Consider the following 1047-nt stretch of genomic DNA (forward strand, 5'->3'; position numbering starts at 1 on the left):
GCCGCACTCTTGGCCGCGACGGCGGTGAAAGACTGGCTGGCCGAAAACGGCATCAAGGGCCGTGTGCGATACTATGGCTGCCCCGCTGAAGAAGGGGGCGCGGCCAAGACATACATGGTGCGCGAAGGACTGTTCGATGATGTCGACGCAGCCATCTCGTGGCATCCAGCGACCTTCACAGGCGTGAATGAGGCCAGATCGCTCGCGAACACCCGGATCGATTTCACTTTTCATGGAAAAGCTGCCCATGCGGCGGGTGCACCGGAATTGGGTAGGTCGGCGCTTGATGCGGTTGAACTGATGAACATCGGTGTAAATTACCTGCGCGAGCACATGCCCGACAGCGCCCGGGTTCACTACGCCTATCTCGATGCAGGTGGTGTTGCGCCGAACGTGGTGCAGGCCAAGGCCACAGTGCGCCAACTCGTCCGCGCCAGCTCGCTACCGGACCTCGCCGATTTGGTTACGCGCGTCCGAAAGATTGCGGACGGCGCGGCGCTGATGACAGGAACGCAAGTTACCAGCCAGGTCTTTTCCGGCGTTTCAAACCTGCTTGGCAACCGTCCTTTGGAAGAAACCATGCAGCACGAGCTAGAGAAACTTGGACCCGTCGCCTTTGACGAGGCAGATCTCAGTTTTGCCCGCGACATTCAGACCACATTAACCGCCGCTGACATCAATACGACCTTCAAGCGGATCGGTGCTAAGCCCAAAAAAAATCTCGCACTCTGCGACTTCATCGCACCTCTTGATCGCCACAGCGATGGCGGCGAAGGCTCGACAGATGTTGGCGACGTGAGTTGGGCAGTCCCAACCGTTCAGGCACGAGTTGCCACCTGTGCTATAGGAACGCCGTTTCATACGTGGCAAACAGTGGCACAAGGCAAGGCGCCCGCGGCTCACAAAGGCATGGTCTACGCGGCAAAAGCAATGGCCGCGACAGCTTGTCGACTGGTTGAGGATCCCTCGCGCATCGAAGCTGCATGCGCGACGCATCAAGACCATCTGGGCCAAACACCTTACACATGTCCGATCCCGGACGACGTG

The 1047-nt window shown here is 58.9% G+C and carries 1 protein-coding gene; it reads left to right on the forward strand.

What is annotated here, in order from left to right:
- A partial coding sequence (locus tag ACR0IP_RS23195; RefSeq protein WP_480528165.1) for an amidohydrolase occupies positions 1-1047 on the forward strand: 1047 nt, incomplete at both ends.

Source organism: Ruegeria sp. AL11, from assembly GCF_056540865.1.